17 protein-coding genes are annotated in these 19594 nt (G+C 68.9%); 9 read left to right on the top strand and 8 right to left on the bottom strand.

The features are described from left to right. Nucleotides 1–82: 82 nt before the first annotated feature. From EP7_RS26050 to EP7_RS26030, 5 genes are all read right to left on the bottom strand, one after another. Nucleotides 83–1012 carry a hypothetical protein gene (locus EP7_RS26050; RefSeq protein ID WP_463525169.1) on the bottom strand — a complete coding sequence of 310 codons (930 nt, stop codon included), beginning with the start codon at nucleotides 1010–1012 and terminating at the stop codon, nucleotides 83–85. Then, the gene (locus EP7_RS26045) at nucleotides 1009–1533 is read right to left on the bottom strand and encodes an ExbD/TolR family protein (RefSeq protein WP_463525168.1); all 525 of its coding nucleotides are present in this window, start codon (nucleotides 1531–1533) and stop codon (nucleotides 1009–1011) included. The genes EP7_RS26050 and EP7_RS26045 overlap by 4 nt, the downstream gene beginning before the upstream one ends. Before the next feature lie 32 nt (nucleotides 1534–1565). Then, nucleotides 1566–2108, bottom strand: a complete 543-nt coding sequence (locus tag EP7_RS26040) for a hypothetical protein (protein WP_463525167.1) — start codon at nucleotides 2106–2108, stop codon at nucleotides 1566–1568. 66 nt (nucleotides 2109–2174) lie between these two features. Further along, nucleotides 2175–2645, bottom strand: a complete 471-nt coding sequence (locus tag EP7_RS26035) for an ExbD/TolR family protein (protein ID WP_463525166.1) — start codon at nucleotides 2643–2645, stop codon at nucleotides 2175–2177. Nucleotides 2646–2730: 85 nt separating this feature from the next. Beyond that, nucleotides 2731–3618: a MotA/TolQ/ExbB proton channel family protein gene (locus EP7_RS26030; protein ID WP_463525165.1), complete on the bottom strand. Its 888-nt coding sequence runs from the start codon at nucleotides 3616–3618 to the stop codon at nucleotides 2731–2733. A 787-nt stretch (nucleotides 3619–4405) separates the two neighbouring features. Here EP7_RS26030 and EP7_RS26025 point away from each other — a divergent pair. The 3 genes from EP7_RS26025 (at nucleotide 4406) to EP7_RS26015 (ending at nucleotide 9171) form a co-directional block, all read left to right on the top strand. Beyond that, a complete protein-coding gene (locus EP7_RS26025) occupies nucleotides 4406–6409 on the top strand; it encodes a hypothetical protein (protein WP_463525164.1) in 2004 nt (667 codons plus the stop codon). An 88-nt stretch (nucleotides 6410–6497) separates the two neighbouring features. Further along, nucleotides 6498–7892, top strand: coding sequence for a glycosyltransferase family 87 protein (locus EP7_RS26020; protein WP_463525163.1), 1395 nt, complete (start codon nucleotides 6498–6500; stop codon nucleotides 7890–7892). 298 nt (nucleotides 7893–8190) lie between these two features. Continuing rightward, nucleotides 8191–9171, top strand: a complete 981-nt coding sequence (locus EP7_RS26015; protein ID WP_463525162.1) for a dockerin type I domain-containing protein — start codon at nucleotides 8191–8193, stop codon at nucleotides 9169–9171. Here EP7_RS26015 and queG read toward each other — a convergent pair. Together queG and metF are read right to left on the bottom strand one after the other, a co-directional pair. After that, entirely contained in the window at nucleotides 9168–10307 is a 1140-nt protein-coding gene (gene queG / locus EP7_RS26010) for a tRNA epoxyqueuosine(34) reductase QueG (protein ID WP_463525161.1), read from the bottom strand. The genes EP7_RS26015 and queG overlap by 4 nt on opposite strands. Nucleotides 10308–10340: 33 nt before the next feature. Further along, nucleotides 10341–11252 (bottom strand): methylenetetrahydrofolate reductase [NAD(P)H], encoded by a 912-nt coding sequence (gene metF / locus EP7_RS26005; protein WP_463525160.1) that lies wholly within the window; start codon nucleotides 11250–11252, stop codon nucleotides 10341–10343. 373 nt (nucleotides 11253–11625) lie between these two features. On the opposite strand from metF, the gene EP7_RS26000 reads away from it, so the two are divergent. Beyond that, nucleotides 11626–12531: a class I SAM-dependent methyltransferase gene (locus EP7_RS26000; RefSeq protein ID WP_463525158.1), complete on the top strand. Its 906-nt coding sequence runs from the start codon at nucleotides 11626–11628 to the stop codon at nucleotides 12529–12531. A 15-nt stretch (nucleotides 12532–12546) separates the two neighbouring features. On the opposite strand, the gene nth is transcribed toward EP7_RS26000, so the two are convergent. Continuing rightward, nucleotides 12547–13224, bottom strand: coding sequence for an endonuclease III (gene nth, locus EP7_RS25995; protein ID WP_463525157.1), 678 nt, complete (start codon nucleotides 13222–13224; stop codon nucleotides 12547–12549). Nucleotides 13225–13523: 299 nt separating this feature from the next. On the opposite strand from nth, the gene EP7_RS25990 reads away from it, so the two are divergent. The 5 genes from EP7_RS25990 to EP7_RS25970 all read left to right on the top strand — a co-directional run bounded on the left by EP7_RS25990 (nucleotide 13524) and on the right by EP7_RS25970 (nucleotide 19454). Further along, on the top strand, nucleotides 13524–14222 hold the full coding sequence (locus tag EP7_RS25990) for an LON peptidase substrate-binding domain-containing protein (RefSeq protein WP_463525156.1): 699 nt from the start codon (nucleotides 13524–13526) through the stop codon (nucleotides 14220–14222). Between the two features lie 143 nt (nucleotides 14223–14365). Continuing rightward, nucleotides 14366–15028: a GTP cyclohydrolase I FolE gene (folE, locus tag EP7_RS25985; protein WP_463525155.1), complete on the top strand. Its 663-nt coding sequence runs from the start codon at nucleotides 14366–14368 to the stop codon at nucleotides 15026–15028. A gap of 64 nt (nucleotides 15029–15092) precedes the next feature. Then, nucleotides 15093–15857 carry a hypothetical protein gene (locus EP7_RS25980; RefSeq protein WP_463525154.1) on the top strand — a complete coding sequence of 255 codons (765 nt, stop codon included), beginning with the start codon at nucleotides 15093–15095 and terminating at the stop codon, nucleotides 15855–15857. A gap of 20 nt (nucleotides 15858–15877) precedes the next feature. Beyond that, on the top strand, nucleotides 15878–16363 hold the full coding sequence (locus EP7_RS25975; RefSeq protein ID WP_463525153.1) for a hypothetical protein: 486 nt from the start codon (nucleotides 15878–15880) through the stop codon (nucleotides 16361–16363). 73 nt (nucleotides 16364–16436) lie between these two features. Next, a complete protein-coding gene (locus EP7_RS25970) occupies nucleotides 16437–19454 on the top strand; it encodes an FAD-linked oxidase C-terminal domain-containing protein (protein WP_463525152.1) in 3018 nt (1005 codons plus the stop codon). The last annotated feature ends 140 nt before the right edge of the window (nucleotides 19455–19594 follow it).

Raw genomic sequence — 19594 nt, 5'->3', positions numbered from 1 at the left:
GACTCGGGGGCCTACTCTCGCCCCGGCGGTCCCCCTCACTGCTTGCAGGCGATGGGCGAGGACTTGGACGGCTCGGCCGCGTTCAGGAAGGCTCGTCGTCGGGGGGGATCTTGCCGGCTTCTAGGTTGGCGAGCCACTGGCCGACTTGCTCGGGGGGGAGGGGAGGCTCGGGGGATCGTTCTCGGGGCCGGTCAAGGGTCCGGCGGCGGGATCTGGCCGATGGCAGGAGGTTCGACAGCCGGCGCATCTGGCCGAACCAGCGGGCGATGCCGTAGAGAAGGAGCAAACCGATGCCGAGGGCGAACCAGGGGGTCCTGGTGGCAGAGAACGGAGGGGCCTCGGCGGTGCGGGCGGCGTTGGCGTCCCAGCCGATCCTTCCGACGAGCATCGGGGCGATCCGCCCTTTGTCACCGCCCACATAGGCCATCCACTTGAGGAAGTAGCCGTTGAAGGCGATCCGTTCGTGGACGTTGGGGCCGATGGGCAGGCCGGGGGGGGCTTCGTCGAAGACGCAGAGGTAGGGGTACTTCTGGCTGTCGGGGGTGACGACCCAGGCCTCGTACATCCGCCCGGACGGTGAGATCGACTTCTCCACCTCATAGCTAAGGATCCGCAGCGCCGTACCGACGATGTGGACGGGGACGCCTCGATGGCCCTTGGGGTTGTCTCTCAGGTGGGTGAACAGGATGTCGGAACGGGCTTCGGCGGCGAGCGCGGCGGGTGTCTTGGACCGGACGCGTTCGAGCAGAGCGATGTAGGCGGCATTGTCGCGGAAGGAGAGGCGTGTGTCGTCGCGGAGGTCGGCGAACTCGGGGCCTGTGTCGGGCTTCAAGGGAGGGGCGGCCTTCTGGGCCCCGACGGTGGTGGTGCCGGGCGCGAGCGTGCCGGCTGCGGGGGGGGTGGGCCGGTTAAGAAACCAGGCCCAGCCGGCGATCATGACGCCCGCGAGCAGGGCGAACCGGGTCAGCTCGGCGCCGCGGAAGAAGCCACGCTCTGGCCGGTCGGCGCTCACTGCGGGCCGCCCGCTTCGACGCCCGGGTCCATCCCCTCGCGGGGGTCGATCTCGGCAAAGCTGATCTTGGTGATCTTCAACTTGGCGTAGATATCGATGACCTTGATCAGCTCGGCGTACCGCAGCTTGGGGTCGACCTTGATGAGCGCCTGGTCGAACGGCAGCGTCGGGTCGTTCAGGATCGAGGCCAACTCGGCGGCGAGCTTGTCCATGCCCTCGACTTGCAGGTCATTGATGGTGACGGAGCCGAGATTGCCGGCGGAGTCGGCACGCAGGGTGGTGGGCAGGGTGCGCAGGGCCGCGGGCAGCTCACTGGAGGCCTCGTTCGTCTCGGCCGCGACCTCGGCGTCCATGCGGGCGACGGGCGCGGCGGGGAGCAGGTTCATCGAGAACGCCCCCTCGGCGGGCGCCGGCCGATAGGTCAGGACGAAGAAGGTGAGGAGCTGGAAGGCCATGTCGAGCATGGGCGTGATCGGCACGTCGACATCGCCCTGCGAACTCTTCTTGCGTCTGCGGCTCAAGGCTCACCCCCGGCGGTCGCTGTCAGGTGGAGTCAAAGATCGGTCGGGCTAAACCCCGGGAACGGGGGACAGGAACCCAGTCCCACTTTCTTCGAGCAATCGTTACGCAGTTTCGTCAACCAATACGACGCGAGCAGGGGCGGGGTCCCTAAGAGCAGGTAGGTAAGAATCGGGACCGGCGATTGCGGCGACCTTTTGAACCTGGGGGAGAAGCTATTCGCAAAAAGAATGACCAGGGGCCAGGCCACGATTGAAATTAGGGCAATGATGGCGAGAGTGCGAGCGAACCGCTGGGGGCTGGCGGGGGCATAAGTGGCCCAGCCTGCGGCCGCGAAGACACACCCGATGCCGATTGATGGGCTCGAGAACTCGATCATGAATCTTGCGAGGTCCGCACGACGATCGAACTCGCTGGCGCCGAAAATCATCCAGCGCCCGACCATCATGATCGCTAAGACAATCATTGGTATTGCGGCCCCGATCAGTCCGAAGAGGAGGCTGGCGCCGAGGCCTCGGGCGAGGTTCGGTCCGGCTCGTCGGTGGTCGGGATGTTGCTTGCCGCTGGTCGTGTTCATGGCGGTCGCCACCGCGAGAGAGTCGTGCGAAAGCCCAATAAAAATCCGATGGGCCGGGTCATCCGATCAAGGCGGGCCGCTCATGGCCTTGAAGTCGAACTTCTGGTAACCGTTAGACTGGCATGCGGCGAGGAGCTGGTGGAGGGGGCCGAAGGGCATGTTGCGGTCGGCCCGGATGACGACGCGGGTGGGCAGGGCGTTGTCCTTGAGCTTGATCTTGGCCGCCTTGGCGTTCAGGCGGGCGAGCTGGGCCTCGAACTTGATCTTATCGATCCCCTCGCCGAGGGTCAGGACCTTGCCGTTGAAGAGGACCCGGCCCTCGGAATCGAGGTTGAGGACGAGCCGGTCCTCGACCGCCTGCTCGGGATCGGTGACGGGCCGGGCCGAGCCGGCGACGGGGAGCTTGATGCGCTGGTCGTAGTTGTCGCTGCTGAAGTTGATCACCAGCATGAAGAAGGTGATCAGCTGGAAGACGATGTCCAGCAGCGGGGTCAGGTTGGGCTCGGCCTTGAGCTCGATGGATGCGGATCCGGACATGGGCTTGGGCCTCGCTCGCGGCGACGGGACTCGGCTCGGCTCGATCTGGGCTCACTCGGCTCGTCTGTCGCGGGCTCGGGAGGCCTCAGGCGGCGGGCTTGGCCTGCTGCTTGGAGGCGGCCAGGAGCGCGGCGATGGTGCGGTCGGCGACCTTGTTGGCCTCGACGGTCATGTGGGCGATCCGGTTGCGGAAGAAGCCGAAGAAGAAGATGGCCGGGACGGCGAGGCTGACGCCTTCGAGGGTGATAAACAGGGCGGTGGAGATGCCCTCGGCGACCTTCTCGGGCTTGGGCTGGCTGCCGGCGGCGGTGGCGATCTCCTGGAAGCTCTGGATCATGCCCCAGATGGTGCCGACCAGGCCGATCATCGGGCCGATGGAGCCGATGATGGCCAGATAGCTGATGCGGGTCTCCATGCCGGTGACGACCTCGTCGGAGACGTCGGACATGGCCTCCTTGGCCTCGGCTCGGCCGTTGGGCAGGGCGGCGACACCGGTGCGGACGAGCTTGGCGAGGAACGAGTCGTTGTCCCGGCAGGCGTCGTAGGCCTCCTGGAACTTGCGGTCCTTGATGGCGGTCTCCAGCTTCTCGACGAGCGGCAGGGGGACGGCCTCGCTGAGCCTCAGCTCCATGAAGAGGCGGATGACCAGGGCGGTGAAGTAGATGGAGAGGCCGACGAGGAAGACGCCCATGAGGCCCGAGGCCTCGATGGCCCACATGAGCATATTCTTGGTTCGGGGGGGCGACGTGGCCGGTGCCTCGGTGGCGGCGGGTGCCGCGTTGGCGTCCGCGGGCGCGACCTCGACGGCCGGCGGCGCCGGCTCGGCCGGGGCCTCGACCTTAGGGGCGTCCTTGGCCGTTTCCTGGGCCGTGGCGGGGACCCAGGCCAGGCAGGTCAGCCAGGCCGCGACGGCGAAGGCCCAGGCGCGTGCGGGGGCCTTGCGCGTCACCCGAGTTCTGGACGACAACGGCATCGCGGATCCTCCCCTCGGCGCGGGGCGCGCTAGGCGCCGGCACGCCCGGACACGGCGCGTCGCCGACGCGGCCGTCTGGCCGCACTTCAAGGTCGACGCGTCCGGCAGTCGGTCTCTGCTAACTTCAGTCTACACCTTGGCTCGCGGCGAAGTCGGCCGCGGGCGGATCGGACCATTGCCGGTCGCGCCCGCTCGCACCGCGAGCCTGACCACCGTTGAATCTTGGGCGCAACACGCACCCGTGTCAACTCCCACGGCCATCCGCGCGCCGGGGCGTCGCGAGGCTTGAAGTTTCGCCTCCGAATGGCAATGATGGCGCGGCATGCGGCCCTAGCTCAACGGCAGAGCAGGGGACTCATCAAACAAAGTGGTGGCGGCGGGGGGGAACCCCCGTACGCGATCCGGGTGAATTGCGGGGAACCTAAACCGAGCGGCCCGCGTGCCCCCGGATCTTTCCGGAGACGCGCGGAGACAGCCGGCGGCATGGCAATCCGCAGCCAAGCCTGGCCCGGGCGAAAGGTGGCCAGGAAGGTTCAGAGACTAGCGGGGTGAGGCCCGAACGATACTCCCCGCCGACGAGCGCCCGGCCTCCCCGCGACGCGACCAGAAACGGCGCGGCGCGCGGTGAGGGTGAGATAGTCCGAGCCCCGCGGAAACGCGGGGATGCCTCGAATCCCTTGGTTGCAGGTTCGAATCCTGCGGGCCGCAATTGCCTCTTTGCCGAATCGGACGCGCCTCGGCCCGTCCGACCCACCCGCAACCCCACCCATTCAACTCGGGCCGACGCGTGGCAGCAACGACCGACGTGTACGACCTGGCGAGCCCCCCGCGCGGCGGGGCCCGGCCGGGCGGCGACGATGCGCCCGCCGACGGGGCCGACCCGGGACCCGGGCGCATCCACTTGATCTCGCTGATCATGACCCCGGTGCTCTGCCTGATGCATGCCGCCGCCATCTGGCTGGGCATGGGAGGCTGGACCGAGATCGGCGGCGATTGGCCGATCCTGCGCGACGACCACGGCATGCACTATCACCATGCCGCCAAAGCCCGCGCGACCCTGAAGGCGAGTTGGACCACCGCCGCGTACGATCCCGCCTTCATGGCCGGCTATGCGCGGAGCATCGTCTCGGATCCGTCGGCCACGGCGGTCAGCCTGTTCGTGGCGGCCTTCGGCGGGAGTCATCCGGCGCGGGCTTATAACGTGTTCGTCCTGCTGGCCACGGCGTGCGTGCCGTATGTGGTCTCGGCGGCGGCGCGGTCGCTGGGGGCGGGGCCGCACGCGCGGTGCGCGGCGGTGCTCGTCTACCTGGTTTACGTCTGGACCGACTTCCCGATCAACTACGCCTCGCTGGGGATGGTCGCCTACTTCACGGGCGTGCCGCTGGGTCTCTGGACGGCCGGGATGATCGCCGGATACCTGGAGCGCGGGGGGCTCGGGCGCTGGCTTCTGGCCGCGGCGGGGTCATCGCTGGTGGCCCTGGTGCACCCGACGGTGGCGATGGTCCTGGTGCCGTCGGCCCTGGCGGCGTACGCGGTTGCCTGGCGGCGGTCGGAGGGCTTCCCGGTCGCGCGGCATGCGGGAGTCTGGCTGATGCCGCCGGTCGTGCTGGCCCTGAATGCGTTCTGGTGGCTGCCCGGATACTGGCTGGCGGCGACGAAGGGGGCCAGCGACTTCGTGATGAAGCACGACGAGGGGGTGGTCAACCGCCTGCTCCAGATCGTCGACCGCGAGCCGGTGGTCCAGGCCTTGCTCATCGGCGCCGCGCCGCTGGGCTTGCTCTCGCTCTGGCGGCGGCGGCCGGTCGCCGCGGCGGCGCTGGCCGGGTACACGGCGGCCGGATTCGGCTGGGGCTACCTGGCGGGCTACTGGCGGGCCCTGGACTCCTTGCAGCCCGGCCGGCACACCTACGCGTTCTACACGGCGCTAGCGGTGGCCTTGGGCCTGGGGTGGTCCGAGGTGGCCGGGCGGCTGCGTGACCGGAGCTGGGACCGCTCACGCGGGCGCGGCTGGCGGGCCGACGGGCTGGCGGCCCTGGCGATTCTGGCGATTGGTGTCCGCGTGTTCGGGCCCTCGGTGGTGGGCTCGGTCCGGTATCGGATCGGCGGACCCGAGCCGTTCCTGTCCAGCCGACCTTCGCCCAGGCTGCACTGGGTTTTGGACCGGGTGCGTGAGCACGTGAAGCCGGGCGAGCGGCTCTATTACGAGGAGAGCGGGGTCGACGTGCCGGGCGTCCCCGACCCGTTCCGAGGCCGGCGTTACAGCGGCCTGCTGCCCGAGCGGACGGGGGTCGAGGTCATCGGCGGCCCTTATCTTCACATCCCTGTGGCGACGAATTTCACGCAGGTGGGCGAGGGGAAGCTCTTCGGCGACGCGCAATGGTCGCGGGAGCAGTTCGTCAAGTATGCACGCCTGTACCGACCGGCGGCGATCGTCTGCTGGAGCCCCCGGGCCCGTTCGTTCTGCAAGGACAACCCCGACCTGGTCGACGTGAAGGACGACGACGGGACGCTCTTGATCGGGCGTGTGAAGGGGTTTGGTGGCGCGGCGATCGAGGGGGAGGCGGAGGTCACGGCCGCCGACGGGCGGTTGTTGGTCCGGCCGGGGCGGCCTGGGATTGACGGGACCATCGTGCTCCGGTATCACTCCGTCCCGTGCCTGCGGGGCGACCCGCCGGCGCGCTGGGACGAGGTGACGTTGGAAGGGGATCCGGTCCCGTTCCTCCGGCTCCGTCCCGAACCCGGAACCGGCCCGGCGCCCCTGACGCTGGAACTGGCCTTTCCCCCAGGATGAGGGGGGGCCTGCATCGGCCGGGCGCCCGGAACCCATCGGGCAACGGGCCGCCCCCAGCGTGGCCGTACCTCCAAGGAAGGAGCGATCCGTGCCGCCCGTCCCCACGGCGACCACACCCCTGCCCGTGCCCGACCAGCCCGCCGCCGACCTGAAGGTCAGGCGCGGGATTCGCGTGACCGTGTTCGTCATCCTTGCCGTGGCGGCGGTGCTGTACGCCGGCAAGGCGGCCGATGACCGGAGCGCGTTCATCCGCTGGCGGCCGCAGGTGCTCGAGCTCATGGCCGGGCATAACATCTACGACACGACGCTGTACCCCAACCCGCCGATCATGGCGATCTCGCTGGCCCCCCTGGCCGCGATGAACCCGGTGGTGGGGGCCGTCCTGTTCTTCATGATCAAGGTCGGGCTGGCCGCACTCTCGTTCCGGCTGCTGCTGAAGATGGCGGTGCCCGAGGGCCGACGCATCTCGCCCTGGATTGAGGGGGCCATCCTGCTGCTGACGCTGCGGCCGATCCTCAGCGACCTGCACCACGGCAACAACAATCTCATCATCATGGCCCTGATCGTCCTGGCGCTGGCCAGCTGGCGACGCGGCTGGGACGTGCGGGCCGGCCTGGCCCTGGGCCTGGCCATCACCTACAAGGTGACGCCGGCCCTGTTCGTCCCCTACTTCCTCTACAAGAAGTCGTGGCGGGCCGCGGGCGCGACGATGCTGAGCATGGCCCTGTTCTTCTTCGTGGTCCCCAGCGCCGTGCTCGGCCCGCACCTGAACATGCAGTGCCTGGCGTCGTGGTGGCACCGAATTTTGAGCCCCTACCTGGTCGACGGCAACATCGGCAAGGGGGACATCAACCAGTCGATGGTCGGCGTCCTGTCGAGGCTGCTGACCGACAGTGTGGGCCCCGATCGATACGACTCGAAGATCCCGGTGAACTTCGTGGCCTGGGATCCCGCGATGGTGGCCCGCCTGGCCAAGGTCTCCTCGCTCGGGTTCGTCGCCGTGCTGGCCCTGCTCTGTCGGACCAAGGCCGTTCGCAGGGTCGACCCGCGGATGCTCGGCGAGTTCTCCCTGGTGGTGCTGACGATGCTGTTCGTCTCCGAACGGAGCTGGAAGCACCATTACGTGACGCTGCTGCTGCCGATGACCTACCTGGCCTGCCGGGTGGGAATGCCAAGCTTGCCGAAGGCCACGCGATGGGGCCTGGCCTCGCTGTTGGGGCTGGCCACACTGCTGATGGCCAGCACGTCGAGCGAGCTCGGCGGCCTCTTCCTGGGTGGCCAGGGGCACAAGATCGCCCAGGCCTACGGGATGTTCCTCTGGGCGGGGATCGCAGTGTATGTGGGGGTCGCCTGGCGTGTCCTCGCCGAACGAAACGAGTCCCCGTTCGTCGAGGACCAGGCCCCTTCACCGGCTCCCACGACGGCCGGGGCCCGCACGCCCCACATGGCCGGCGCTCGAGCCCGGAGTATCGGCGCCCGCTAGACGGCCGCTCCGACGCTTCGATCTCGACGGGATTCGATCGCTCCGCCCCGGAAGGCCTCACTCGGCCTTCCGGGGTGTTTGCGTCGACTGGGATTGCTCTGAGGATTGTCGGGATTTTTCCGAATCTTCCTTCAAGGCGAGACGCCCGCCCGGCCGATCTTCGATGGATAACAGAGGCGGCCACCGGCCTGGGATGGAATCCGAGGTTGGCCGACCGTCCGAACATCGAAACCTCGGGGCCGCCCCCCTCCGTCCGGATCAGCCCCAGGGTCGTATCTCCGTCGTCCAGGAGGGACCGATGAGCACGTCAGAAAATCGAGACCGTCGCCGCAAGCCGAGCATTACCGGGCCCGAGATGCTCGAAGGGCGCCGGCTGCTGACCGGGGGCGCGGGGGGCACGTTCGCCATCCTGCCGACCTCCATCGACACGGCCGGCGGCACCACCGCGGTGCCGTTCGTCATCAGCAGCAAGTCGTTCACGCTGCCCAAGAGCGGCAAGCTCACCCTGGGCATCGACGTCGTCGCGCAGTCGGGCTCGACCGTGCAGGCGAAGCTCGACAGCGTCACCGACGTGGCCACCAAGGGCGAGGTGCGTGCGACCCAGGCCAAGTTCGCCACCCCAGCCCAGCGCAAGGCCTCGACGACCGGCAACAAGTCGTCGGCGAGTGTCTTCCCGCTGACGGTGCGGCTCAACGCCGCCGGCGAGGCCAGCTTCAAGGCGAACATCTCGGCCAAGGGTGCCACCAAGGGGGCCGCCCTGCTTGGCGTCTACCTGGCCGGCGACGTCAGCGGCGACGGCAAGGTTGATGCGGCCGACATCAAGGCCCTCAAGACGGCCATGAACGCCGTCGCCGGCACCACCAAATATAACTTCGATGCCGACGTCAACCGCGACGGCAAAGTCACCAATCAGGATATGAAGATCGCCAAGCAGAACGTCGGCGCCGCGACGACCATCTCGCCGGTCGTCTCGGCCAACCTCGACGAGGCCAGCGACACCGGCCTTGCCGACCGCGTCACCAAGGCCACCACCATCGGCTTCAACGGCACCGCATCGCCGGGTTCCCTGGTCTCGTTCACCGAGATCTCCGGCCGTGTGCCGGTCGTGGCCACCACGGTCGACGCGACCGGCAACTACAAGATCACGACCCCGCTGGGCGCCGGGGCCAACACGTTCCGGGTTTCCAGCAACGACTCCTTTGGCCAGTCGATCGCCGGCAACATCTCGCCGGTGACCTACGACGCCAACGCCCCCGAGACGATCACGACCAAGGCCTAATCGCCCCGATCGTTTGATCGACTGGAATCCAGGGCCCGGCGGATCGCTTCGAGCGTCGCCGGGTCCTGCTCGTCGACTTCCGCCTGCCGTAGCGAGGACAGGGCCGCTGGCCCGCCGATGCGCCCGAGGGCCCAGGCGGCGGCGGCTCGTACGGCGGGATCGGCGTCGGCCAGCCGCCGGGCCAGGGCCGGCGTGGCCGAGGGCTCGCGACGCTGGCCCAGCACGAGCGAAGCGTTGCGCACCAGCCCGGCACGCTTGGTGCGGGCCAGGGCCGTCCCCTTGATCTCGGCCCGGAGCGCGGCCGGGTCGGCGTCGAGCCAGGAGAGCAGGTCGGGGTTGGTTCGCTGGGGGCTCGGCTCCAGCGCGGGCTCGCGCCCGAGGCTTGCCTTGCGGTTCCAGGGGCAGACGTCCTGACAGATATCGCAGCCGAACGCCCAGCCGTCGATCTGCTCGGCGATGCGCTCGTCGACGGCGCCCTTGTGCTCGATTGTCCAGTAGCTGATGCAGCGGCCCGCGTTGAGCACGCCCGGGGCGTCGAAGGCCGAGGTCGGGCAGGCGTCCAGGCAGCGGGTGCAGGTGCCGCAGTGGTCGGCCTGGAAGGGGGCGTCGGGCCGCAAGTCGACGTCGACGAGCAGGGCGCCCAGCACGGTGAAGCTGCCCAGCGTGCGGTCGATGAGCATCGTGTTCTTGCCGATCCAGCCCATGCCGGCCAGCCTGGCGAAGTCGCGCTCGGCCAGCGGCGCGGTGTCGGCCACTGCGCGGCCGGTCGCGCCGGGGCACTCGGCCTTCAGCCAGTCGAGGAGCTGCTCCAGCCGCCGCCAGAGGACCCCGTGATAGTCATCCCCGCGTGCGTACCGGGCGATTTTCCCCTGAGTCGGCCCGGGTGGATTGGGCTCGGGGCGGCCGTAAACGAGGCTCGCGACGACGACGGAGCGGACCCCCGGCAGCACGCTCGACGGGTGCGCCCGGGCCTCGGCCTGGCGACGCATGTAGCCCATTTCCGCCTCGCGGCCGGCGTCCAGCCAGTCGAGCAGGCGCGGGTGCCCGGGCGGGGCGACGGCGGGGGCCACGCCCAGGCGGTCGAACCCCAGCCGCAGCCCCTCGGCCTTGAGCCTCACGGTCAGGTCGTCGTGCATGGTGCGGTGCGGGGGCGTTGTGGGCCCCGCCTGTCAGCGGGTGGCGCGGAGGGCCAACGAGTTCTGAACGCCCAGGTTCTCGTAGATGCAGCGGGTGGCGTCGGATCGGTTGAGGGTGTAGAAGTGGATGCCGCGGACGTCGTTGTCCAGCAGGTCGCGGCACTGCTCAGTGGCCCAATGGATGCCCACCTTGCTCTCGCCCTCGCGGTCGCTGCACCGGTCGATGGCCTTCTGCAGCCGCGCCGGGAAGCGGGCGCCCAGGGCGAGCTCGGCCATGCGGGCCATCCCATGCTTGGAAGCCACGGGCATGATGCCCGCGATGATGGGCACGGTGATCCCGGCGTACTCGCAGCGCTCGCGGAAGTCGTAGAAGTCTGCATTGCTGAAGAAGAGCTGGGTGCAGATGTAATCCGCGCCGGCGTCGACCTTCCGCTTGAGATACTCCATCTCCTTCAGGCGATTGGGCGTGCCGGGGTGCCCTTCGGGGAAGCCCGCCACGCCGATGCCGAAGCCCTGGGGGAGACCCGGGGCGGGGTGCTCCTTGATGAACCTGACCAGGCCGTCGGAGTACTGGAACGCGTCGACGTTGCGGTCGTAGTTGGGGCGGTCGCGGGGCAGGTCGCCGCCGAGGGCCAGGATGTTCTCGATGCCCGAGGCGGCGTAGCGGTCGAGCAGCGAGGACAGCTCTTCCCGGCTGTGGCAGACGCAGGTCAGGTGCGAGACGGCCGTCAGGCTGGTCTCCCGCTGGATCCGCACGATCAGGTCGTGGGTTCGCTCGCGGGTCGAGCCCCCCGCGCCGTAGGTCACGCTGACGAAGCTGGGCTGGAGGGCCTGGAGACGGGCGATGTTGGCGAACAGCTCCTCCGACGCCTCGTCATTCTTGGGCGGGAAGAACTCGAAGCTGAAGGTGGTGGCGTGGGCCTTGAAGATGTCGCGGATGTGCATCGCTGGCTCCGTCCCCCTTGTCGTATGGTCCAATCGTCGGACAGAAGCCATCCCGGCGGTTATCTTTGTCACCCGCCCCGGATCCAGGGCCGGTTGATCCTATCAAACTTCCGGCCCGGCGCGACCACCTCAGGTCCGTGCGATGCCAAATCATCCCGGACACGGCAGGGCCGGGGACCCTGAACTTCGGCAAAAGGTGGATTCGGGCAACGGCCTTTACTTCGGACTGGTGGGAAGGATAATTTTTTTTAAAATGCGACTAACGAATCAGTCCCGCCTCGGGCCGCCCGCGTACTGTGGATTCCAGGCCTGAGCCTCGTGACACCCTGTCATTACCACGACTCAAGTGCCTGGCACGGGCGAAGAACTCCCCATGAGCATTAGCACCAACACCCTGGTTTGTGACCTTTGTTCCTCCGATGACTTCACCGTCGTCTTCAAGGCCGGAGAGGCGCAGAACAGTCAGATTGTGAAATGCAATAAGTGCGGGTTGATGTACTCCAACCCGCGTGCGAAAGACCCGGACTGCGTCGAGATCGAGAACTACGACCCGGAGTTCACGCGGAAGGTCGCCGAATCGCAGCGCCCCAGGTATGAGAAGGAGAAGCTCCAGGTCCGCGACTATGCCGCGACCAAGGCTTACTTCAACGAGATCTACCCCAAGCGGGGCGTGGTGCTCGAGGTCGGCTGCGGCATGGGCTTCATGCTGGACTACTACCGGCAGGATGGCTGGGAAGTCCGGGGAGTCGAGCCTAATAAAGGATTCTGCCAGTACATCGATGAGGAGATGAAGATCGACGTCGTCCCCAAGATCCTCGAGGAGGCCAACATCCCCGATGCGACGGCCGACATCGTGATCTTGCTGCACGTCATCGAGCACGTCCCCAGCCCGACGGCAACCTTGAGCGAGATCTTCCGGGTGCTCAAGCCGGGCGGCCACCTGCTGATGGAGACGCCCAGGTACGACTCGCTGACGTTCAAGATGCTCGGCCGTCGCGAGCGGAGCGTCAGCTGCAACGGCCATATCTACTTCTTCACCACCGACACCTTGCGCAAGGAAGCCGAGAAGGCGGGCTTCGAGTCGGTCAAGCTCCAGCTCGTCGGACGGTCGCTCAGCATGGAACGCCTGCTCTGGAACATCGGCGTGATGTCCAAGAGCGACAAGGTGCAGGCCGGCCTGACCAAGCTCTCGACGATGCTCGGCCTGAACAAGATGACGTTCTCGATGAATATGCGCGACATGCAGCGGACCATCTTCCGCAAGCCGCTGTCGGCCTGATCGACGTCGAACCCGTCAGACCCCCCGGGTGGTGACTCCGATCTGGGGGCAGAACGAGGCGAGCTCGCAGGCGTCGCAGCGTGGTCTCAGGGCGATGCAGGTCCGGCGGCCGTGCTCGATGAGGCGGTGGCTGAAGTCGATCCAGTGTGACTTCGGGACGATCGCCTCCAGGTCGCGTTCCACGCGCTCGGGATCGGTCTTGGTTGTCAGGCCCAGGCGCATCGAGAGCCGTTTGACGTGGGTGTCGACGACGACGCCCGAGGGGATGCGGAAGGCGTTGCCCATCACGACGTGCGCGGTCTTGCGGCCGACGCCGGGCAGGGCGGTCAGGGCCTCCAGGTCGCGCGGGACCTGGCCACCGTGTAACTCGACGAGCCGGCCGGCCATGGCGACGAGGTTCGCGGCCTTGGCACGGAAGAAGCCGGTGGAGTGGACCAGCCGCTCGACCTCGGCCAGGTCGGCGGCGGCCAGGGCCCGGGCGTCGGGATAGAGGGCGAAGAGTGCCGGCGTCACCATGTTCACCCGGACGTCGGTGCACTGGGCCGAGAGGATCGTGGCGACGAGCAGCTCGAAGGCGTCGCGGTGGACGAGCGCGCATCGGGGCTCGGGGTAGAGTTTGACCAGGGCGCGGACGACACGCCCGGCCTGGCGTTTCGGGTCGAGCTCTGCGGGGGTGGGGGCCTGACGCGGCAACGCGGGGGCCTCCGCTTGGGCTGGCGGACTTCGGGGTCGAGGGGCGAGACGACCTCCCCCCGCGCGGACATCGTAACCGCCGAGGCGGTGCTGTCAACGTGGCCCGCCCTTGCCGAACGGCCCACCAGGGGCCAAGATAACCGGGTGGTTGGGAGGCCCGATGCCGGCTCGCCCGCCGCATGCCACGCTGGACGCCGCAGGGCGTACCGTGGGGCTTTTTCCGCGCCCGATGACCCCGCCCCGCCCGGGCGTTCGCCGGGGAGGGATGCCCCACGCCCTATGGTGAAAGAGCCGCCTCGATGATGGGACCTTCGAGCGAGGATGATCTGGACCTTCGCGGCTTCGACGGCGTCTGCCGGCTGTTCCCGCTGCCCGACGTCGTCCAGTTCCCGCACAGCATCCTGCCGCTGCACATCTTCGAGCCGCGATACAGGCAGATGACCGAGGACGCCTTGGCCGGCGACGGCCTGGTCACCGTCGTCCGGGTGCCGATGCCCGCGGAGATGATGCCCGACGGACGCGCCGTGATCGAGCCGGTCGCCTGCCTGGGACGCATCCTTCAGCACGAGCGCCTGCCCGACGGCCGGTTCAATTTCCTGCTGTTGGGCCGCAAGCGAGTGCGCCTGCTTCGCGAGATCCCCTCCGAGAAGCTCTATCGGATCGCCGAGGCCGAGATCCTCGAGGATCTCGAGCCGGACGCCGCGATGGACCCTGGGCAGATCAAGGCGAGCCTCGTCGGCCTGTTCCGCGTCGCGATCTCGAAGGGCAGGGGGCTCGACCCCGACCTGGAACGGTTGCTGGCGGCGGATCTGCCGCTGGGCGTGGCGGTGGACATGATGGCGCACGCCTTGCGGCTCTCGCCGGCGACGAAGCAGTCGTTCCTGGCCGAGCCGCTCGTTGAGGAGCGAGCCGACCGGCTGCTGCGACGACTTCAGGAGTTCGCCGGCGTCGATCCGGTCGGCCTGAAGCCGTTCCCCCCGGATTTCAGCGTCAACTGAGCCGCTCGGGATGGCCTCGGACCCTTGCTTTCAAGGGGGTCTGTCGCTAGAATGCCTATCCGCACTTGGCGGAAATCCAAAGCCTGTTGTCTGTTAGAGATTTTCCGCCGGTCCCGCTCCGCGGGGCCATCTGGGGAGCGATCATGACGAACCGCCTCGCGTCGGACGACCAGCCGCGCGACCAGGCCGGCTGCGGCGCCGACGAAGACGCGGCCGAGACGACGGCCGTTCCCGCCGCCGATGGGCCCGTCGACCTGGCCCGCATTCGCAGGGCGGTCCGCGAGATCCTCATCGCCGTCGGCGAAGATCCCGACCGCGAAGGGCTGCTTGAGACCCCCGACCGCGTCGCCCGCATGTATGCCGAGATTTTCCAGGGGCTGCACCAGGACCCCCGGATCCACCTGCGCAAGCTGTTCACGCAGAAGTACGACGAGCTGGTGCTGGTCAAGGACATCCGGTTCGAAAGCTTCTGCGAGCACCACCTGCTGCCGTTCGTCGGCGTGGCGCACGTGGCCTACGTCCCCAACGGACGGGTCGTCGGGCTGTCGAAGATCCCCAGGGTCATCGACGTCCTCTCGAGGCGACCCCAGTTGCAGGAGCGGCTGACCGAGGAGGTTGCCGACCTGCTCGTCGAGGAGCTGTCGGCCAAGGGGGTGGCCGTGGTCATCGAGGCCAGCCACAGCTGCATGACGATGCGCGGGGTGCGCAAGCACAACAGCACGATGATCACCAGCGCCATGCGTGGCATCTGCAAGGACCGGCTCGCCACCCGCGCCGAGGTCCTCTCCCTGATCCACGGCAAGTGAGCGGCCGTCGCCGGCCGTCCCACCCTCCAGTTCCACCGCGAGCGTGCGCGACCGAGGCCCGTCGATGGCGACCCTGATGCCGATGCTGGCCGACTTCGCGATTCGCCTCTCGGGTGGCCTGGCGGCGATGCTGCTGGTGACCCCCTGGCGGCAAGTCCCGCCCAAATTCTTCCAGACGCACAGCCAGGTTTTGATGGCCCTGGCGGTGCTGGCGGCCCTGGACATGGCGCGGGTGGGTCCGACCTCGGCGGTCGCCGGCGCGGCGGCCTTGGCGGCCCTGGGGTATGTGTCGGCGGTGGCCTGGGGGCTGGGCCTGCCGAGGGTGGGCCTGCCGGCCGACGCGGCCGCGGTGATCGCCGCGTCGTCGTTGCTGGCCTGGGCCTCGATGGGGGGCGATCCGACCCTGTCGGCGCTGGACGTGGCGGGCCGGATCTCGTCGGCTCTGTTGCTCGGCTCGACGCTGACGGCGATGCTTCTGGGGCACTATTACCTGACGGCCCCTTCGATGTCGATCGTCCCCCTGGAACGCGCGGTGGCCTGGGCCGTGGCGGCGATGGGCGTCCGCACCCTACTGGCGGCGCTGGGCCTGGGTCTGTACATGTCGGGCAGGGCGGGGGCCCAGACGGCCGACGCCTCGGGCCTGTTCCTGGCGATTCGCTGGGGAATGGGCGTCGCCGGGCCCATCCTGGCCATGACCCTGGCCTGGAAGACGACGAGGATGCGGTCGACGCAGTCGGCCACCGGTATCCTCTATATTGCGATGACTCTGGTCCTCTTCGGCGAGCTGACGGCCCTGATCCTGTCGCGCCGGGCGGGCGTGCTGCTCTGAACGGGACGGGAGTCCGGCCGATGGAACTGACCTACGAGTGCAGCCGCTGCGAGTCGAACCAACGGGTCGACCACGTCGAGGCCCAGGCCGACCTGACCTGCGTGACCTGCGGCGCGGGCCGGCCGGTGGCCGCGGGCTCGATCGTCGACGGCGGGCTGCACGCGTGCGCCTACTGCTCGACGGGGGAGCTCTACGCCCAGAAGGACTTCCCGCAGGGCCTGGGCCTGGCGATCGTCTTCGTCGGGTTCGGCATCAGCTCGGTCTTCTGGTACTATGACATGTACATGTGGACGTACGGGATCTTGCTGGCCTCGGCGCTGCTGGACCTGGCGCTGTACTACCTCGTGCCCGACGTCATCATCTGCTATCGTTGCCTGGGGCAGCATCGCGGCCCGGGGGCCAACCCCGCGGGCCAATTCCGGTTCTTCGACCTGGCCGTCGGCGAGCGCTATCGCCAGGAGCGGCTGCGGGTCGAGGAGGTCCGCGCACGCAACACCTCGCGCTGAACCCCCCCGCCATGACTTCCCCCGTTCGACACGATTCCGGACGACCCCGACCCCGACGAGGCCCGACCCCGAGGTGGACGAACGTCGCGCCCGGATCCACGACGACCTGCGCGGGCTGATCGCCGGCGAACTGCGGTTCGAGGCGATCGGCCGGGCTCCGTACGCGCACGACGCCAGCATCTTCGAGATCGACCCGCTGGGCGTGGTCGTGCCCCGGACCCTGGACGACCTGACGACCACCGTGAGGTACGCCGCCGAGAACGGGATCCCCGTGCACGCTCGGGGTGCCGGCACCGGGCTGGCGGGCGGAGCGCTGGGGCCGGGCCTGGTCGTCGACTTCAGCCGCCACTTCCGGCGGATCATCTCGATCGGGCCGGAGAGCGTGGTGGTTCAGCCCGGCGTGGTGCTGGACGTCTTGAACGCCCACCTGGCCCCCCTGGGCCGCAAGATCGGCCCCGACCCGAGCGGGCCCGAGTCGCGCACGGTGGGGGGGATGATCGCGGTGAACGCCGCGGGCTCGCGGTCGATCCGCTACGGGACCACGGCCGACTATGTCGAGCGGCTGTCGGTCGTCTTCGCCGGGGCGGAGACCGCCGAGCTCGGATTCGAGCCCTGGCCCTCCTTCGAACAGGAGCCGGTCGACCTGAAGGGGCATATCCTGCGGAAGCTGGCCGTGCTGGCCCGCCGCCACGCCGACCTGCTGTCGCGCTCGGGACCGAAGTCGCCCAGGAACCGGGCCGGCTACGCGCTGGCGTCGGCCGTGCGAGCCGACGGGATCGACCTGGCCCGGCTGCTCGTCGGGTCGGAGGGGACGCTGGCCCTGGTGGCCGAGGCAACGCTGACGACCGTGCCGCTGCCGGCGGCCCAGTCGGCCCTGCTGCTGCCGTTCGGCCGGTTGAGTGACGCCGCATCGGCGGTGGCCGACGTGATGGCCGAGAGCCCCTCGGCCTGCGACCTGTTCGACTGGCGGAGCCTGAGCCTGGCCCGCGATGCCGGCGCCCCCTACAAGAACTGGGTGCCCGAAGCCGCCGAGGCCGCCCTGGTCGTCGAGTTCGAGGGGGACGATGCCGACCTCGTGGCCGAACGCGCCCGCCGGCTGGCGCGACGCATCGAGGGCTCCGGCCTGCTGGTGGCCGACGCCGTGGAGGTTCACCGCAAGGCCGGGGTCGAGGCGCTGCTCGGGCTACGACGGGCGGTGGTCCCGCAATTGATGCGGCGTGCGGGGCGTGCGCGGCCGGTGCCGTTCGTCGAGGACCTGGCCGTCCCCCCCGAGATGTTGCCGCGGTTCCTCCAGAGGCTCCAGGCCATCCTGCGGCATCATGAGGTCCCCTGGACCCTGTACGCCCACGCTGGCGACGGTCAGCTGCACGTCAGGCCGTTCCTGGACCTGGCCGAGGTCGCCGATCGCGCCAAGCTCGAGCCCCTGGCCGACGACCTGTCCGAGGCCGCCTGGGAGTTCGGCGGCACGGTCTCGGGCGAGCACGGCTGCGGCCTGGTGCGCACCCAGTTCCTCCGCCGCCAGTCATCGGACCTGGCCCGGATCAATGACGAGATCAAGGAGGCGTTCGACCCGGCGCATATCCTCAACCCCGGCAAGGTCGTCGGCCATGACCCGCACCTGCTGACTCGCCACTTGCGGCCGATCCAGCCCGCAGCGCTGCCCACCGTGCTCTGGCCGCCGGACTCCCCCGGGGCGTCGGGCGACCATCCGGAGCTGGCCTTCGGCGGAGAGCCCGCGGAACCCGCCCCGGGGCCGGTCTCGGCTCTGCGCTGGGCGGGGCTCTCGATGCTGGAGGCGGCGTCGAACTGCAATGGCTGCGGGACCTGCCGGACGCAGGAGCCGACGATGCGGATGTGCCCCACGTTCAGGGCCTCGCGCGACGAGGCGGCCAGCCCCCGTGCGCAGGCCAACCTAGTACGCCAGGTGGCGACCGGCGCCGTCGATCCTAAACTGTGGGGCACTGAGGAGTTCCGCCGCAACGCGGGGCTCTGCATCCACTGCAACCTATGCCGGACTGAGTGCCCCTCGGGCGTCGACGTCTCGACCCTGATGCTCGAGGCCAAGGCCGCCTACGTCGAGAACCACGGGCTGGCCCACGCCGACTGGTTCCTCGCCCGGATCGACATCTGGTCGAGTCTGGCCAGCCGGTTCCCGCTGATCGCCAACGCCTTGCTGGGCCGCCGGTCGGCCCGCTGGGTCATGGAGCGGGCGACCGGCCTGTCCCGCTACCGCCGGCTCCCCAGGGCGAATCGGACGCCATTCGTCCGCAGGGCCGAGCGCATGGGCCTGACCCAATCGAAGGACAACGTGACGGGCGGGCGGCGTGTGGCCTACTTCGTCGACGTCTACGCCAACCATTACGACCAGGAACTTGCCGAAAGCGTTGTCGGGGTGCTCCAGCACGCCGGGGTCGACGTGCTCGTGCCCAAGGGGCAGCGAGGCTCGGGCATGCCCGCCCTGGTGGCCGGAGACCTTGAGCACGCACGCGACCTGGCCCTGGCCAACCTGCGTGTGCTGGGCGATGCCGTCCGCGATGGCTACACCATCGTCTGCTCCGAGCCCACCGCCGCCCTGATGCTGAAGGTCGAGTATCTCAAGCTCACCGACGACCTCGACGCGGCGCTCGTCGCCGAGAACACTCGCGACGTGGGCGACTATCTGCGGGAGATGAGCGAGCTGGGCGAATTGCCCAGACCCGAAACCCCGGTACGGGCCCGCGTGGGTTACCATCAGCCCTGCCACCTCCGGTCGCTCGACGTGGGGACGCCGGGCCTGGACCTGATCCGGGGGATCCCCGAACTGAACGCCGAGTTCATCGACCGCGGCTGCTCGGGCATGGCCGGGACGTTCGGGCTGGCGAAGACGCAATTCCGGACGTCGCTGAGGGCCGGCCGTGGGCTCCTGCGGCGTTTCCGCGAGGATGACATCGAGCTGGGCGCCACCGAATGCGGCGCCTGCCGGATGCAGATGGAGCAGCCGAGGGGCAAGGTGACGTTGCACCCGATCAAGCTGCTCAGCCTGGGGTACGGCCTGAATCCGTCGCTGCGCGACCGGCTGCGGACATCGGAGCCAAACCGGCTCCTGATCTGAGCGGCCCGGTCCATTGACAGGGTGCGGCCCGATGCCGAAGAATGTTGACCGGATTGCGGCCTGAGCCTCACATCGCCAGGTTGTCCGAGTCCACTGCGCCCCGCCCTTCGAGCCGCGGGGAGCTTGCCGTCGGACGAAGT

The sequence above is a fragment of the Isosphaeraceae bacterium EP7 genome, from assembly GCA_038400315.1.
In the GTDB taxonomy this organism is placed as follows: domain Bacteria; phylum Planctomycetota; class Planctomycetia; order Isosphaerales; family Isosphaeraceae; genus EP7.
This window is presented reverse-complemented; position numbering and strand designations above follow the sequence as displayed.

Coding starts and splice junctions, on each gene's coding strand:
- EP7_RS26040 (WP_463525167.1), bottom strand. CDS start 2,108: ATGAACACGACCAGCGGCAAGCAACATCCCGACCACCGACGAGCCGGA.
- EP7_RS26035 (WP_463525166.1), bottom strand. CDS start 2,645: ATGTCCGGATCCGCATCCATCGAGCTCAAGGCCGAGCCCAACCTGACC.
- EP7_RS26030 (WP_463525165.1), bottom strand. CDS start 3,618: ATGCCGTTGTCGTCCAGAACTCGGGTGACGCGCAAGGCCCCCGCACGC.
- EP7_RS26015 (WP_463525162.1), top strand. CDS start 8,191: ATGAGCACGTCAGAAAATCGAGACCGTCGCCGCAAGCCGAGCATTACC.
- queG (WP_463525161.1), bottom strand. CDS start 10,307: ATGCACGACGACCTGACCGTGAGGCTCAAGGCCGAGGGGCTGCGGCTG.
- metF (WP_463525160.1), bottom strand. CDS start 11,252: ATGCACATCCGCGACATCTTCAAGGCCCACGCCACCACCTTCAGCTTC.
- EP7_RS26000 (WP_463525158.1), top strand. CDS start 11,626: ATGAGCATTAGCACCAACACCCTGGTTTGTGACCTTTGTTCCTCCGAT.
- EP7_RS25990 (WP_463525156.1), top strand. CDS start 13,524: ATGATGGGACCTTCGAGCGAGGATGATCTGGACCTTCGCGGCTTCGAC.
- folE (WP_463525155.1), top strand. CDS start 14,366: ATGACGAACCGCCTCGCGTCGGACGACCAGCCGCGCGACCAGGCCGGC.
- EP7_RS25980 (WP_463525154.1), top strand. CDS start 15,093: ATGGCGACCCTGATGCCGATGCTGGCCGACTTCGCGATTCGCCTCTCG.
- EP7_RS25975 (WP_463525153.1), top strand. CDS start 15,878: ATGGAACTGACCTACGAGTGCAGCCGCTGCGAGTCGAACCAACGGGTC.